12 protein-coding genes are annotated in these 15,916 nt (G+C 49.1%); 2 read left to right on the forward strand and 10 right to left on the reverse strand.

Features of this window, described 5'->3' with window-relative positions:
- The first annotated feature begins 62 nt into the window (after window positions 1-62).
- Window positions 63-233, forward strand: coding sequence for a DUF1059 domain-containing protein (locus JUB14_RS11625; protein ID WP_207506212.1), 171 nt, complete (start codon window positions 63-65; stop codon window positions 231-233).
- Between the two features lie 28 nt (window positions 234-261).
- Window positions 262-780, forward strand: coding sequence for a DsrE family protein (locus tag JUB14_RS11630; RefSeq protein ID WP_229367757.1), 519 nt, complete (start codon window positions 262-264; stop codon window positions 778-780).
- Between the two features lie 137 nt (window positions 781-917).
- Here JUB14_RS11630 and JUB14_RS11635 read toward each other — a convergent pair whose 3' ends face one another.
- The 10 genes from JUB14_RS11635 to JUB14_RS11680 form a co-directional block, all read right to left on the reverse strand.
- Window positions 918-2,633, reverse strand: a complete 1,716-nt coding sequence (locus JUB14_RS11635) for a GMC oxidoreductase (RefSeq protein WP_207506213.1) — start codon at window positions 2,631-2,633, stop codon at window positions 918-920.
- Between the two features lie 107 nt (window positions 2,634-2,740).
- Window positions 2,741-3,259, reverse strand: a complete 519-nt coding sequence (locus tag JUB14_RS11640; protein ID WP_229367760.1) for a gluconate 2-dehydrogenase subunit 3 family protein — start codon at window positions 3,257-3,259, stop codon at window positions 2,741-2,743.
- 369 nt (window positions 3,260-3,628) lie between these two features.
- Complete coding sequence (locus JUB14_RS11645) at window positions 3,629-4,795, reverse strand: hypothetical protein (RefSeq protein WP_207506214.1); 1,167 nt, start codon at window positions 4,793-4,795, stop codon at window positions 3,629-3,631.
- 60 nt (window positions 4,796-4,855) lie between these two features.
- A complete protein-coding gene (locus JUB14_RS11650) occupies window positions 4,856-6,229 on the reverse strand; it encodes an FAD-dependent oxidoreductase (protein WP_207506215.1) in 1,374 nt (457 codons plus the stop codon).
- 22 nt (window positions 6,230-6,251) lie between these two features.
- Window positions 6,252-7,721 (reverse strand): RagB/SusD family nutrient uptake outer membrane protein, encoded by a 1,470-nt coding sequence (locus tag JUB14_RS11655; RefSeq protein WP_229367762.1) that lies wholly within the window; start codon window positions 7,719-7,721, stop codon window positions 6,252-6,254.
- Window positions 7,722-7,781: 60 nt separating this feature from the next.
- Window positions 7,782-11,120 (reverse strand): TonB-dependent receptor, encoded by a 3,339-nt coding sequence (locus tag JUB14_RS11660; RefSeq protein WP_229367765.1) that lies wholly within the window; start codon window positions 11,118-11,120, stop codon window positions 7,782-7,784.
- A gap of 239 nt (window positions 11,121-11,359) precedes the next feature.
- Complete coding sequence (locus JUB14_RS11665) at window positions 11,360-12,442, reverse strand: FecR family protein (protein ID WP_207506216.1); 1,083 nt, start codon at window positions 12,440-12,442, stop codon at window positions 11,360-11,362.
- A gap of 68 nt (window positions 12,443-12,510) precedes the next feature.
- A complete protein-coding gene (locus JUB14_RS11670) occupies window positions 12,511-13,101 on the reverse strand; it encodes an RNA polymerase sigma factor (protein WP_207506217.1) in 591 nt (196 codons plus the stop codon).
- A 221-nt stretch (window positions 13,102-13,322) separates the two neighbouring features.
- On the reverse strand, window positions 13,323-14,567 hold the full coding sequence (locus tag JUB14_RS11675; protein ID WP_207506219.1) for an MFS transporter: 1,245 nt from the start codon (window positions 14,565-14,567) through the stop codon (window positions 13,323-13,325).
- 185 nt (window positions 14,568-14,752) lie between these two features.
- The gene (locus tag JUB14_RS11680) at window positions 14,753-15,892 is read right to left on the reverse strand and encodes a YncE family protein (RefSeq protein ID WP_207506221.1); all 1,140 of its coding nucleotides are present in this window, start codon (window positions 15,890-15,892) and stop codon (window positions 14,753-14,755) included.
- Between the last annotated feature and the right edge of the window lie 24 nt (window positions 15,893-15,916).

Below are 15,916 nucleotides of genomic sequence, written 5' to 3' on the forward strand. Positions count from 1 at the left end.
ACTACATGCTGTATCTCAGCGTGTTGTTTATAGCTTACTTTTAATCTTTAACCACTACTTCTATGAAAGTATTACGTTGCCAGGATGTGGGCTTTGACTGCCCCGGCGTCATCAAAGCCGAAAGTGATGATCAGGTACTACAAATGGCTGCCCAACATGCCAGTCAGGTTCATCAGGTACAGGTCACTCCCGAAATGGCCGAGCAGATCAGAACTAAGATTAAAGAGGAGTAGCTGCCTCTCCGTACAAGCTACCAAGAGCATGAAGACATACTGTATTGTCTTACTCATAGCCCTGTCTGCAATTGGGACATGGGCTCAGCCCCTTATTACCACTACTGGATCGGTGGTAGGAGTTCAGCCTGATGGAACTACTCAGGAAAAAGAATTACCTGATGGATTTATGCTTACTACCGAAAAGATGAAAATATTGGTTCATATCACACACGGGCCGGAGGAGCCAACCCGGTCGGCCTTAGGGTTTCTGGTAGCAAAGGCTGCTTTGGAAGAAGGACACTCGGTGTCTCTGTTTCTGGCGGGCAATGCCGTGCTATTGCTTCGCGACAAGGAAATGGGGGAAGTAGTAGGGGTAGGTACAGGAAATCTCAGAGAACACTACGAAGCCATTGTCAGGGGAGGAGGGCGTTTCTACCTGTCGGGTATGTCGGCCAAAGCCAGAGGAATGACCGAGGAGGATATCAAAGGAAAGCCTGCGGAGTTTGCGATGCCGAAAGTACTTGTTCAACTCTCTGTGGATAGCGACCGGATGTTTAACTATTAGCCGTATATAAAAGGAACCAATGATTAGCACCATAGTTGGAGGTACCTCTGCTCCTTGTTTATTGGCAGGTATACCACAAAAAGAAACCGTCCAATGCTCAGCATAAGACGGTTTCTTTTTTGTACTTATATCAAGCCTTACAGACTCTTTGCTTTCATCTGCTTCACGGCATAGTCAACCGCGCGGGCGGTGAGGGCCATGTAGGTAAGCGATGGATTCTGCGTGGAAGTAGAGGTCATGCTGGCACCGTCGGTAACGAATACGTTCGGTACTGAGTGGATCTGGTTCCACTTGTTCAGCATGGAGGTCTTGGGATCTTTACCCATACGTACACCACCCATTTCGTGGATATCCAGACCCGGAGCCTGCTTGCTGTCAGAAGAACGGATATTTTTGAATCCGGCTTCGGTAAACATTTCAGTCATCTGCTCCAGATAATCCTTCACCATCTTATCGTCGTTGTCGTCGTAGTCGATTGATATCTTTAGCTGAGGAATACCGAAGGGATCTTTCAGGTTCTTATCCAGCGCTACGTAATTGCTTTCTTTTGGGATGGTTTCGCCCATCATGTGTGAGCCAACGCCCCAGCCTCCCATCTCTCTTTTAAAGAGATTAGCTTTCAAGTCCTCGCCCAGGCCTTCGCGGCTGTTGTAGGAAATACGGTGAGCACCAAAACCCGCCGCATAGCCACGGAGGAAGTCCGTATCCTGCTTGTATACATTACGGAAGCGCGGAATATACCCACCACCGTTAGGACGTGCACCAGCAGTAGTCGTATCCAGGTGACCATCGTACTCCGCCGAGATACGGGCGCGGTAGTTATGGAAAGCCACGTATTTACCCAGTACTCCGCTATCGTTACCTAGTCCGTTAGGGAAACGCGACGAGGTAGAGTTCAGTAGTACGAGGTTGGTATTCAGAGCGGCGGCATTCACAAATATGATCTTCGCGTAGAACTCCATCATCTCTTTGGTGTTGGCGTCAATCACGCGAACACCGGTAGCCTTTCCTTTCTTCTCATCATAGATGATTGAATGTACTACCGACTGGGGGCGCAAGGTCATATTACCGGTCTTGGCCGCCCAGGGTATGGTAGACGAGTTACTGCTGAAGTACCCACCAAACGGACAGCCCCGCTCACACATCTGACGGCTCATACACTGGGCACGGCCCTGATCCAGGTGGATCTGCTGAGGCTGGCTGATGTGAGCAGCGCGTGATATGATAATATGACGGTCTTTGTGCTTCTTGGCTACACTTTCTTTGAAGTACTTCTCTACGCAGTTCAGATCGTACGGAGGCAGAAACTCACCATCCGGTAGGCTATCCAGTCCATCCTTATTACCCGTAATACCCGCAAATTTCTCTACGTGGCTGTACCAGGGAGCAATATCATTATAACTAATGGGCCACTCAACCGCAAAGCCATCGCGAGCCGGACCTTCAAAGTCAAACTGGCTCCAGCGCTGAGTCTGACGCGCCCACAGCAGGGATTTACCACCTACCTGGTAGCCCCGGATCCAGTCGAAGGGCTTCTCCTGTACATAGGGGTGTTCTTTGTCCTTTATGAAAAAGTGAGCCGCTGATTCCTTAAAGTTATAGCACTTGCTCTGAATCGGGTTCTCTTTCACTACTTCCAGAGGCATACGCTCGCGGTGCTCAAATTCCCACGGCATTTTCATGGTAGTAGGGTAGTCTACATTGTGCTTTACATCGCGCCCCCGCTCCAGTACCAGCGTTTTCAGCCCTTTATCACATAATTCTTTGGCGGCCCAGCCTCCACTAATTCCGGATCCAATCACGATAGCATCGTAGGTGCGGGCTTTCTGACTATCTATATTGAAATAAGACATCTTCTTGTTGAATTCTGAATTATAAGTTATTTACCACAGAGGAAATAGAGTGACGTACAGAGGTACTTAGAGCTTTACATTCACTCTTTTACTCATTCGCTCTTTCACTATTGTGTGACAGGTACGCAGCCGTTCCAGCGGGCCGGAATCATCTGGTACTTGGTAATATTGGTCATGACGTATTCTGAGCTCATATAGCCCTGGATTGTCAGGCCTTTTACCATGCCAAAGAAGCCCTTGCTGGTAGCATCATCGCTAAGGCTCATCCCTTCCAGGATATGCATGCGTTGGGCGGCATTGCAGGCCGTGAACGATTTGCCAAAGGTTTCCTTGCTGTCTTCTTCTACGGTAGCCAGGCCTTTTTTCAGGGTTTCCTGCGCATTGCTGTCGTAGCAGTCCTTAACCATGAGCTGGATAAAGCGATCCACCCCAAGTTCTTTGGCTCCCGGAGTATCCGTTTTTGGGATAATAGTGTCTACTACACCCGCCAGCAGAGGTACCTCTTCGGCTGATAGCAGATCCGTAGGTTGAAGCGTGGTATGATTCCAGTTAGAGGCCCAGGATGGTAACGCAACTAATCCACCGATTGCTGTGGCCAAACCTTTGAGCGCCGCACGTCTTTCCATGAAATGATATATTTGTAAGGGTAAGTCTTTACTACAAAGGGAATAATATGAAAGCTATTATAAAACTATGCGCAATTTAATACTTTAAGAAAGATAAAATAGTATCATATCTATTGATTTCGGCGCTTATCGCCTTAGTAACATTACTTTGTTGTTAGATAGTTTCCTGATAGCCAAAATATTACTCTTCTAAGAAAATACAAGTCTTAACCCTAGATTTTGGAGAAAATCAGGATGCCTTAAAAAAGCCAGTAGCAAAGAAAAACACCCCTATCTGGTGCACCCTGGGTAGGCAAGTCACTGTTTAAGCAAGTTGAATTTTAGGGGGTGTAGCAGAAGGGAGTAGTTGAGGTAGGTTTTGGGAATAAATTATCTGACTCCGGAACCAGCCTGTTTTGCCCTGTAATCGGTAAGCCTTTTTTTGATAGTTTCATCGGTAGAATTTACTTTTTCCAAAAAAGAAAAGGCCATTTTTGAAACATAGCTGTTCGTATTCACTAGCAGCTCAGAAACTGCCCGGCTGGTTTCCAGATCAATACTACCCTGCTGAATAAATAAATCCAGGGTAGTGGCCAGTAGTTCTCCATTGAGAAGTTGTAGGTTATTACGCAGTACATCGGCAACCTCAGTACTTAATTTTGGCGCTTCTTTTAATTTTAACAAAAGCAGCTTTTTAGTACTATGGCCGGATTTTAGGAAGATGGTCATCAATCGGGCCTGCAAAACGTCAGACTGCAGGTCAGTTTGGTTAATAGAATTGATAGCTCTCTCGGCCAGGCTATAATTGGAAGAGCTGATATAGGACAAAACCAGTGCCTGCATTTCGGGCGTGGAAGCTACATATCCCTGGACGTGGTTCAGGGCCCACATGCGGTCGTTCATGTTGGAGCTAGTGAGTATCAGGTAAAGCAGTTCGGGACTAAGCCTCTGGCGGGTCAGTGCCTGAATTTTTGGTTGGGTCGGGCCGTAGACCAGGTGCCAGAGCTTGTAGGTAGTTAAAGCGGCACCTTCCACTACGTATTCAAGTACATTGGCTGAGGTAGCCCCGGACACGGCGTCTACTTTGTTGTAGGTAGAGTCGGCCTGAGGTACTACCTCATTGTAGTAAAATCCACCAAGTGGCGAGAGGGAGTCGGTCAGGAGTTCGTGCAGCCGCTGGTATTCTTTTTCCGTAAATGGTTCGTGGTCGTACTTACTGAGGAATTCTTTTTTTGGGAGTTCAAATCCCAGGTAACGCCCCGTTACGTTCCAGTGTAATACCACATCCAGCGGCCGGCATTTATTATCAAAACACACGCCCGTTCGGATAGCCCGGGAGTACCGGATCGGGTATCCCTCTTTGGACAGGGACTGCAGCAGGGTATCATTGGAGACTTCATCCCCAAAATCAACTATATGAAATACGGTCGTATCGACGGGTAGTTGAATCGTAGGGGTGTGCAGGTACCTGATTGTATAGGAGCGATGGTATCCGGTGAATAGCAAAAGTAAAAAGGTACAGGTACCCAGCGTCTTTACCAATCTCTTAAACTGCATTTTCTTTCCAGCTGTTAAACTTTGAAAAATCAACTACTAGGGCCCGACCCGGCCTACCTTTTAGGTAAGGCCGGGTACTATACCACCGTGGGTTTCTATAAGATTTCGTAGATCCTGAAAAGGTACCTCCAGTGGGGTCGTTTTGTACGTATGAGCCAGTACCGCTGCGGCCGCCGCCGCCTGACCCATACCCATGCACGAAGCCTGTACCCGCAGGGCCGAATTGGCCAACCGGTCACTGCTGATACAGCGACCTGCCACGATGAGGTTGCGGCTGTTTTTAGGGACCAGTGCCCGCAATGGTACCGTGGGTATAACACCTTCGTTCAGGTGCCTCGGAATAATGCCGTGCTCATCGTGCAGGTCAATGGGGTAGTAGGAGTAGGAAACCGCGTCTTCGAATACTTTTCCGGTCACATAGTCTTCCTGAGTAACCAGGTAGTGCCCGTCGATCCGGTAGGTTTCCCGTACCGCCGTTTCGTTCTGCACGTCGATGATTTTTAGTTTTTCGAGGCCTGGTAATGTTCTCAGAAACCGTACCGTATTCAGCAGGGACGCCCGGCCTTTGATATTGGCCAGCGTATGCGACTCGGAGGTGGTTGAGTCGGCCCCCATAACGTGACTGATGTTGTCGCCCTGGCTTTTGAGTATCTGGATAACGTTGTTCCGGAACTCGTACTTATCCAGCGTACCTTTTTTTATTTCTTCCTCGTACTTCTGCTTAATCAGGTTTAGGTCCAGTTGTTCGAAATCGTAACCACCAATCTGAAACATGAGCGAGCCCGGTTGCGTAACTGACTCCCTCAGCACCGGGTAGCCCGCCAGAGTAGTAGCAAAGGCGTTGCCCGAGCAATCGATCAGCTGGTTGCATTGGATTTCGGTATGCATCCCTTTGCCCATCGTTTCAACCGTCCAGTTGTTGTTCTTAAACGTGATGCGGGTGGGTGACTCGTAATACCGAATGTGTACCCCGGCCTGCACGCATTTTTCTTCGATGAGCATGGCGTACAGTTGACCGTTCAGCCGTATCTGGTGCCGGGGGTGATTTTTTCCGTGCGGAATGGAAAAGTTAGGCAAGGTGTCGTCGTTCATAGCCACCGCCTCCTGTACCAGTTCCCAACCAATACCGGAAATGACCTGCTGGCCCCAGGCAAAAAAGATACCCGGGAAAGCCACCCCACCCGTGGTGGTGGTACCTCCCAGCTGGCTGCCACTTTCGACCAATATGGTCTTTTTTCCGGCCCGGCCCGCCTGTATGGCTGCTACTACACCGGCTGTGCCTCCGCCGATGATCAGGATATCGGTCTTCAGCGTTTGCTTTTTTATTTTGTAGGTATCACTGACGGCTACCTCTTTTTCCTTAACCAGGAATCCCTTCGAGCTTATCCCCAGTGAGATGGAACCCAGGGAGGCAAGGGCGGATCTTCTTTTCATCTTTGTCATAAATAGCTAGTCGTTAATAACCCGGATTCTGGTCCGTAGCCGGATTCAGGGCTTTGTTAAAATTCAATTCTGATACCGGGATAGGCCACAGCAGGTGCTTATCGGCTACTTCGATGCCTTTTACTGCTCTAACCGCTTCTTTTACCTTACCTATGCGCTTCAGGTCGAGCCAGCGTTTGCCCAAGTACAGAAACTCGTAGGCCCGTTCCTGGATGATCAGATCAATGAAGGTGGCGGGCGTATAATCGGTCATATTGAAATCTACAGCTGAGGGGGCTAAGGGGTTTTTGCCATAGGCCCGGCGGTGTACCTGATTAAGTGCTTCCAATGCTTCCGGAGTTGGGCCATTAGCGACCCGGGCGGCGGCTTCGGCGTAAATCAGCAGGACGTCGTTGTAGCCATACACCGGGTCGTCGTTGCCGGCTCCCTGCGTACTAATAGCGTTAGGGTCAACAAATTTGGAGCTGATAAGGGTATTAGGGCCTAAACCGATGTTCACATTCTCCCACAACGCATTCCTGAGATCGTTTTTGTCCCAGTTCTTATAAAAGGGCTCAGAGGTCAGGCCATATACGACATAGGCTCCGCCAAAGTTGAATAGCTTGGTACTGGGGTGGTTGGTGATCCAGAGCATGTAGTTGCCCTGGTTGACCTGGCGGGTGTACTTAAAGCTAAAGATCTCCTCCGGCGTAGTGACTACTTCCGGTCCGAAAACCTTGTATTGGTAGTCTTCTGCAGACTGTACCGGTACGAGCGAAAACTTATTGCTTTTTATAACTTCCTCCGCTTTGTCACGCGCTTCGGCGTATCGTCCCAGGTGCAGGTACACGTCGGCCAGCATGGTTTTGGCTGCCCAGCGTGAGGGGCGGCCACTTTGGGCGGGCTGGTCCGGCAGGTTTTGTTCGGCGTCTTTCAGGTCAGCTACTATCAGAGCATATACTTCTTCGGGCGTACTTTTCTTCAGGTCAATCTCGGTCATGTTATCCTCAGTACGCAAGGGTACTCCGGCCCAGTTACGCACGAGCTGGAAGTAGTTCAGCGCCCGCATGAATTTGGCTTCACCTACGTACTTATTGATATCAGCCTCACTGATCGCGTTGCCTTTGGGGGCGTTACTTATGACCAAGTTGGCATTGCGTATGCTGAGGTAAAAGGCGTTCCACAAGCCAGCTACCCGGTTGATATTCGCGTCGTTCAGGCCTTGGTGCTCATGCAGTGGTGCCCAGCTTCCCCGGCCGTAGGCGTAGTCTGCCTGTACTTCCAGGGTGGTTTCATACACGGTATAGTTGGTATTGCGTAATGGGACATAAATAGAATTAACAACTGATTCGACCTCAGCGGCGGTATTGAAGAAGTTTTCTGCCACCATGAATTTAGGATCCTCCACGAGCGCCTCCTCGCAGGAAGCAAGGGTCAGCAACAGAGCGAAACAGAGCGTACCCATTTTCGCTAATTGTATGGTATAGAGTCTGGTAGTTCTCATTATAGATAATGATTTTATATGACCTGATAGGGCTTGTTAGACTTAATTTGCGGATACGAATCAGAAACCAATCCGGGCTCCGACGGTGACAGACTTCGCAGTCGGATAGCTGTTATGGTCAATCCCCTGCATGGAGGAATTAGCGCCTCCGCGGGAGTTAACTTCCGGGTCCCACCACGAGTACTTAGTGAACGTAAGCAGATTCTGACCGCTGGCGTAGAGCTGCAGGTTCCGCATCCAGCTGATGCCCCAGCTTTCTACCGGAAAGTTATAGGCCAGCTGTATGTTCCGGAGGCGCGTATAGGAGCCATCTTCAATAAAGCGGTTGGATACCCGGGAGTTGGTAGTCCGGCTTACAACCGGGTACTTCGCGTTAGGATTTGCCGTAGTCCAGCTGTTCAGGTATACGTCCCGCGTCATGTTAAGACCGAAGCCGTGGTCAATGGTATTGACAATTGAGCTGACATTGAACAGGTCGTTGCCCTGCACGCCCTGGAAGAACAGCGACAGATCAAAGTTCCGGTAGGACATGGACGAGTTAAGTCCGTAAATAAAGTCTGGATTAGGATCGCCGATGTACGTCTTGTCATTTTGGTTAATAACTCCGTTGCCATCCAGGTCCTGGTACTTAATACGGCCCTGTTCGTTGTAGCCGTCTTCCAGGTACCCCCAGAAACGACCCAACGGCTGGCCTTCGCGCAGGATATTAGTCACGTCATTGATCACTACCACACTGACATTACCCCCCAGAATATCATCTCCTCCGTACAGAGTTACCACCTTATTCCGGTTCAGAGAAATGTTGGCGTTGAGGTTCCACTTAAAATCACCAGTAAACAGGCGGCCGTCTACTCCTAGCTCAAAACCTTTATTCTGGATTTCGCCAACGTTCTGAATAGTGGACGTAAAGCCCAGCGAAGAGGGAAGTGTGACCGTATTGAGCAGGTCGCGGGTATTTTTAATGTAGTAGTCAGCGGTTATAAACAGGCGGTTGTTCAGGAGCCCAAGGTCGATACCCACGTCCTTTTGCTCGGTAGTTTCCCATTTCAGGTTGCCCGGCAAACGAGTTCCTGGAGCGAAAGTAGTAAACTGAGCATCGTCAAATACTGTACGCCCCGTAAACAGTTCATTCAGTGTAGCGTAGGGACTAATTGCCTGGCTACCGGTCAATCCCCAGCTGGCTCGTAGTTTTAACTCAGAAATACTGCCGTTATTTTTCAGGAAGTCTTCATTTGATATTTTCCAGGCTATGGCTCCCGACGGAAAGTACCCCCACTTGTTGCCCTCACTGTACCGCGAGGAACCGTCCCGCCGGATGCTGGCGGTGAGCAGGTACTTGTCGTTGTAGATATAGTTGACTCGGGCCAGGTAAGAGAGCAGGACTGATTTGGAATAGCCCGAGGCAGGAATACCCGGGGTAATGGCCGAGCCGAGGCTGTGGGTTTCGGTGATATCACTTAAAAATCCACTGCCGCTGCCTGACAGAAACTTGTTGACAAAGTCTTGGTACGTAAAACCGGCTACGGCTGAAAAGCTATGTAGCTGGTTGAAGGTTTTATTATAGCTGATGGTATTTTCGTTGAGCAGACTCGTTGACTGCGTAGTGCTGATACTGGCGCGACCCGGCGAATTAAAGAATTTTCGGGTGGTATAGATATCATTTCGCTCGTCGGTGTTTTCTATACCTCCTGATATTTTTATTGTAATCTCAGGAATGGGGTTGAATAGAAAAGCCGCGTTGGTAAGTACCCGGTTAGCATTGACCTGGTTGGTCTGCTCATTAATGAAATTCAGCGGATTGATCAGATCAGTGGCTACGAATGGATAGGCAATGGCGAGCGTCCGGTAGCTGCCGTCTTCGTTGTAAGGGGTGAGCGTAGGAGGCGCTGAGATTGCGGCCGATATCATAGAGTTTCCGCGTGACCCACCTTCGCTGTCCCGCCGGTCGGTTTTCAAACGGGATAGCGTGTTGGAGAAAGTAAGGCTGAATTTATTACTGATGCGGTGGTTGATATTGGTCCGTATGGAATAGCGGTTATAGTCACTGCCTTTAATGATACCATCCTGCCCAAAGTAGCTACCCGAAATGGAGTACTGGGTTTTGTCGGTACCTCCACTGATGTTCAGCGCCACAGTTTTCATGGGTGCCCGCTGGAAGACCAGGTCCTGCCAGTCAAATCCCTCGCCGAACCCATTGATCTGGTCCTGGGTAAAATAGGGCGCTAAGCCATCATTGGCCGCCTGCTGGTTATAAAAAATAGCGTACTCCCGGCCGTTCATCAGGTCCAGCTTTTTGCGGAGCGTCTGCATACTGTAGCTGGTTTCAAAGTCAACTCTGGTCGTGCCGGCATTCCCTTTTTTAGTTGTAATAATGACCACCCCGTTGGCACCCCGTGAGCCGTAGATGGCAGTAGCCGAAGCATCTTTAAGTACCTCAATGCTTTCAATGTCCGCATTATTTAATACCGTCGGATTGCTGCCGGCGATGGGAAAGCCATCTACGACGTAAAGAGGCTCGTTGCCTCCCTGGATGGAATTGGTACCCCGGATACGTACACTCATGGCTCCGCCGGGCGCGCCCGTATTCTGGATCACCTGTACCCCCGCCGCCCGACCCGAAAGGGCCTGTAATGGATTGGCCGCCGGGAACGCATTAATTTCTTTGGCCTTCACCTGGACTACCGATCCTGTCAGATCGCTTTTTCGGACTGTACCATAGCCCACTACCACTACTTCATCCAGCGATTTGGTATCTACTTTCAGGGCTACTGTAATCTGGGATTGACTACCTACTGCCACCTCCTGCGTCATATAGCCAACAAAACTAATGACCAGTACCGGACTATTCTCGGGCACACTCAGGTCAAACTCTCCGTTTACGTTGGTGGTCGTACCGCGGGTGGTCCCCTTTACGATCACACTAACCCCCGGTAGTCCGTTGTTTGTTTCGTCGGTGACCCGGCCCGTTATCCGGCGGTCGGCTGGTACCGTAACCGATCGCTGGAGCATATTGACGGAGGAAGAAGAGGTAGATTCGGGTCGGGGACTCAGGATAATCTGCTGGCCTACTACCTCATATTGGAGCTGCAGCGGTCGGATAATCTTATCCAGTACATCGGCCAGTGATTCGTTGGTACTGCTAATAGTAATCCGCTGATTGACCGGTATAAGCTTAGGCCGGTAGGCAAACCTGACTTTAGTCTGTTTTTCAATGGCCGTCAGTACCTGGCGGACCTCCTGGTTTTCTATTTTCAAATTTACCCGCATCTGCAGCAGCTCCTGGGCGGAGGCTTCACGCGCCAGGGACGCACCCGCAAAAATCACCGCCAGAAGGCATTGTATCAGTGATATTTTCATGAGGTGATAAAAGAGTAGTTTGAAACGTAGTGGTTTTTTCATTAGTTTTAGTTGTTTTTGTGATAAAATGAGCAAAAACACTTCCCTGTACATCTGGAAACAGACGTCGCATGATCGGAAAAATCAAAAAGGGAAAACCGCACCGGTAGCGCTCGCAACACTACCGGTGTTTTTGTTTTCAGGGCAGGAATAGTCGTAGTTTCATGGGTATTTGGAGTTTAGGGTTTAGTGGTTAGTTACCCTTGATTCAGGAGTAATAGGCTGGTAGAGGTACTGTCTGTTTAGTCGCAGCCTTTGCTGTATATAATAACCTGCCCGTCTATGAGCTTGTACTGCGCCCCCAGTACCTTACAGATTACTTCCAGCTTTTGAAATAGGTTCTCTTCGGAAAGATTAATGGTAAGGGAGCAGTTTTTCAAAAGTTCTTCGTCGTATACAACTTCAATACCGTAGGCTTTTTCCAGGGCAGCGAATACCTGACCGGCCGGAGTCGCCTCAAAGGCAAACAGGTTTACCTGCTTTTTCGGAATCAGCAGTACGGGAGCATCCACCAGTACCTTACTGATCGTAGATTCACTTCGTTGGTAAACAGCTCGTTGATTGGGGGTAAGTACCACACCTTTGGACTCGGGGTCCTGGGTAGGGCTGGGCTTATCGGCATAAACGGATACGCGTCCCGTCCTTACCGAAACCGTTACATCCGGCGATTCGGTATGGGCCTGTACATAAAAGCTGGTACCCAGTACTTTAGTAACAAGGCCATTAGAATAAACCAGAAACGGTTTTTCCGGATTTTTGTGGATGTCAAAAAAAGCGGCACCTGTCAGGTATACTTCGCGGTTGTTCTCTGCAAATTCTTTCGGGTAGTTGAGTCGGCTGTTCTTTTCCAATTGAATGGTACTGCCGTCAGAAAGCTGAATGAGCATGGTCTTGTCATTCTCATTAACGGCTTCTGTCCATTCGGGGGTACTTGCAATGCCTGATACAGATACTACCAGATTACCCCTCAGAAAACGGGGCTGCGCAAGCCAGGCTACACCGGCCATAACGACAATGGCAGCGGCTACTTTCCAACCCGCACCCCACGATAGCCATCGCTGTGGAGTGGTCGTTTGGCTGCTGGTAACTGTATTCTCGATGCGGGACCATATCCGCTCCACCTGCCAGTCCGTAACCGGCTCCTTCTGGATATGGCTCAATCCCAGTACCAGTCGTTTGGCTTCTTCAATCTGATAAAAGCGCTCGGGATACTCCGCCAGAAAGCTCCGCCAGTAGGCGTCTGTTTCAGGGGTAGGTACCAGCACCCACTCCTTGAAGTCATCGTCGGCGGCAAAATCTTCGGCGCTATATTGATAGTAATTCATATTTGGGAACAGGTAACGGTCATGGATATATACCGGATGCTATGTTAGGTATCAGTATAGTTTGGTTTTTAAAGCAGATCGCTGCCAAAGGCAATCAGGCTCAAACAGAAAATGCGCACCGTTTCGCGTAGGACTTTCAGACCTGAATAAATAAACTTACAGGCCGACTGGTAGTTGATCCCCATGATCTGGGCTATTTCTTCATTGCTGAAATGCTGGGAAAACCGGAGGTCGAGCGCCTGCTTTTGACGGGGGCTCAGTTGCTCATAGCTTTTTCGGAGTTGTCGGAGTAGCTGTTCCTGTCCCTCCAGTTCAATCAGGTGCTTTTCAATGGAAAACTCATCGTGGTTTTCTCCAACCCGCTCTACATCTGCCGCCTTGTACAACACATCCTGGCTTTGCGCCCGGACAATCTTGTTACGAAGGGATCGAAACAGGTAAAACTTTATCGAGTCGGTTTCGCTCAGTTGGGCCCGGCTTTGCCATAGCTCAATAAATAAGTCGTGAATACTGTCCTCAATGAGTTGTACGTTGCCTGTTACCTTATAGCCATAGCTCAGCAACTCTTTGGCGTATAGCCGGTATATCTGCTGAAAAGCGTCCTGATCACCCTCACGAAAGGCGTTCCAAAGTACACTGGTTGGTTGTTTTGGTATCACAGTAGTCAACGCTTTTATTGAAGTACTTACCGGGCTTTGAAAGAATCACTCCCTGATTCTATATACTAATGCAGATAAAGCTGAACTTTAATCCTATTTTTTCTTAAAATATTTTTAGTGTTGGTTATTTATCGTCATAAATCGCAGGAGGAGCATGAAAAAAGGCCACCTGATAAAACACAAGTGGCCTTTGGCTAGGTGCCCGAAGTTTGAAGGTACCTTTATTCCTCAATAAAATCCAGATCGCGTCCGTGCGTTTCGGGGATGGTCAGGATGCAGTAAAACCCGATGGCAAAGCAAATTAGACCTACCAGAGCGCCTGAATCAATAATAGAGAAAGTACCCTTGAAAGAAGCGTAAAGCGTTGTCATCAGTACGACAGTACCACGTACCATGTTGGGTACAGTAGTAGCGGCTGTGGCCCGCAGGTTAGTACCAAACTGCTCGGCTCCAATGGTTACGAACATAGCCCAGTAGCCAATACCAAAGCCCAGTAATGCAGAAACGGTATACAGTTGAGCGGCGGTATTAATACCCGCGTACAGGAAGCCTACACTGCAGAAAGCCGTAAAGAGCATTAGTATAAAGACCGCTTTCTTGCGTGACTTGAGCCAGTGACTCAGAAAACCACTCAGAAAATCACCGGCCGAAAGACCTACGTAGCACCACATAATGGCAAGGCCCGGCTTGATAGCTTCGGCGATGCCAAGAGCTTTGCCGAATTCGTTGCTGAACGTAGCCAGAATACCGATTACAAACCAGGTAGGTAATCCCATACCAATGCACTTGAGGTACCTGATCAGACGCTCCCGGTTGGTAAATAGTGCAAAGAAGTTACCCTTCTCCACGTGTTTCTGTCCTTTTACATGTTCAAAAATACCTGACTCAAATACGCCAATGCGGAGAAGCAGCAGGGCTATACCCAGACCACCTCCGATAAAATAGGCATTGCGCCAGTCAAAGAATTCAACGGTAAAGTAACCAACTACCGCTCCCAGCAGGCCTATACCCGCAACCAGTGAAGTACCGATAGCCCGCAGCTCTTTCGGCAGGATTTCGGATACCAGTGTGATACCGGCTCCCAATTCGCCAGCCAGACCTACACCGGCTATGAAACGAAGTACTTTATATGTTGTCGGGTCCTGCACAAATCCGCAGGCAATATTGGCCAGGGAGTAGGTAATGATAGAGCCAAAGAGGACCGATAGCCTGCCTTTTTTGTCGCCTAATACACCCCACAGGATACCTCCAAGTAGCAGACCCGTCATCTGCCAGTTAAGAATACTGGCTCCTACCGAAGAAACGGCTTCTTCCGATAGCCCCAGCGAAATCAGACTGGGCAGGCGGACAATACCAAAGAGCAGGAGATCATAAATGTCAACAAAATAGCCCAGCGCGGCTACAATCACAGGCGCACTTAATAAATGAGAGGCAGCAGAACGATCTGATTGAATTGTAGTAGTCATCAAAATTTTTGGTAGGGTTTAGATTAGGAATGGCAAATGTAATTTATAATTAGACTTTCCTGAGGCCTTTTACCCTTACATTTTTCTGTTTGTAACCATACTAGTATCTTAAGATCAGCTAAACAGGGGGAATTATTCCGGGATAAGCTGAAATTAGCTGATTAGATAAACCTGCTATAAATCAATTATTTGGTCACACGCCCGATCCCGAACTGATCACCGGCTCTTACTGGCTTGCTGTTACTAAAATGAATCTCTACCATTTTCTCGCTTTGCACCGGAGCTCCTTTTTCATCCTGTAGAGCAGTAATGATTTTATGGGTATTTATTTCAATAATTTCACCCGTAGATGGGAACGCATGTTTTCCATCCAGACTAAACGTAATCCAGCCGGGCTGATCACGAAGGACCACGCTGTGTACCTGTTTGGGCGGCATAACTGTCGCATCAAAAATGTGCATCCGCTGGTTATAGGCGTCCGCCACCCATACTTCCTTCTCGTCAGGAGTAAGGCCAATGCCGTGGCTGGGGCAGCCGTGACGCTTCACCGGTCCTTTCTCAAAACCCTGTACTACCACCTGATGCAACTTCTGCCCGCTCACCATATCGCCTACCTCAAAACCCAGCAGATTATTAACGTTGACAAAGCAGAGGGTCTGGCTACCGTTGATGGTAAAGGGCCGGATGGCAGCGCTGAATGGACCCACCTGTTTGGTGACAGTGTGAGTACGGGTATCGGCAACACCCAGGGTAGGCGTACGCAGGCCAGCCAGATAAGCCTTTGTATTGTCCGGTCCGTACAGGGTATTGTGGGCGCCAGAGTTAGTTTCCAACCTCTTGATTACATCGCCGGTTTTAGCATCAACAATGTTCCAGTGTTCTTTCTCCAGCGAAGGCAGGTAGATGGTTTTGCCATCGGGCGAAATGGCTAGCCGGTCACAACCGCCCTCGTATTTCTTCTCCCATAGGAGTTTTTCAGTGGTAAGGTCAATGCACTGCAGCGCTTCCAGGGTAGTAATATATATGCAGTTAGTAGCCAGACTCACGCCAACACCCTTCACATTGCTGGGCTGTCCTTTATCATTCAATCCGGCCGTAGGTATGCGTTTAACCAACCGGTAGTTGTTGTCTATATCATATACCAGCAGCCCGTGCCCTCCGTACTCCAGGTAGTTCCTGACACCGGGAGTGGCTACGTACAGGTACCTTTTTACCGGGGCGGAAGGCTCATCGGGTACTATATCTGGAGTAAATGCTGCGGGCAGGGCAGCCATTAGCAGGATACAAAGTCCTAGCCAAAGGGTAAGGAGGAGATTCTTTTTCATTGATGGGCCGGTTTTATGGTAGGT

This window comes from Telluribacter humicola (assembly GCF_017355935.1).
In the GTDB taxonomy this organism is placed as follows: Bacteria; Bacteroidota; Bacteroidia; order Cytophagales; family Spirosomataceae; genus Telluribacter; species Telluribacter humicola.

Excerpts from the sequence above, each read along its gene's own strand:
- JUB14_RS11655 (WP_229367762.1), bottom strand. The coding sequence starts at position 7,721 with ATGAGAACTACCAGACTCTATACCATACAATTAGCGAAAATGGGTACG.
- JUB14_RS11640 (WP_229367760.1), bottom strand. The coding sequence starts at position 3,259 with ATGGAAAGACGTGCGGCGCTCAAAGGTTTGGCCACAGCAATCGGTGGA.
- JUB14_RS11645 (WP_207506214.1), bottom strand. The coding sequence starts at position 4,795 with ATGCAGTTTAAGAGATTGGTAAAGACGCTGGGTACCTGTACCTTTTTA.
- JUB14_RS11665 (WP_207506216.1), bottom strand. The coding sequence starts at position 12,442 with ATGAATTACTATCAATATAGCGCCGAAGATTTTGCCGCCGACGATGAC.
- JUB14_RS11630 (WP_229367757.1), top strand. The coding sequence starts at position 262 with ATGAAGACATACTGTATTGTCTTACTCATAGCCCTGTCTGCAATTGGG.
- JUB14_RS11680 (WP_207506221.1), bottom strand. The coding sequence starts at position 15,892 with ATGAAAAAGAATCTCCTCCTTACCCTTTGGCTAGGACTTTGTATCCTG.
- JUB14_RS11650 (WP_207506215.1), bottom strand. The coding sequence starts at position 6,229 with ATGAAAAGAAGATCCGCCCTTGCCTCCCTGGGTTCCATCTCACTGGGG.
- JUB14_RS11635 (WP_207506213.1), bottom strand. The coding sequence starts at position 2,633 with ATGTCTTATTTCAATATAGATAGTCAGAAAGCCCGCACCTACGATGCT.
- JUB14_RS11675 (WP_207506219.1), bottom strand. The coding sequence starts at position 14,567 with ATGACTACTACAATTCAATCAGATCGTTCTGCTGCCTCTCATTTATTA.
- JUB14_RS11660 (WP_229367765.1), bottom strand. The coding sequence starts at position 11,120 with ATGAAAAAACCACTACGTTTCAAACTACTCTTTTATCACCTCATGAAA.
- JUB14_RS11625 (WP_207506212.1), top strand. The coding sequence starts at position 63 with ATGAAAGTATTACGTTGCCAGGATGTGGGCTTTGACTGCCCCGGCGTC.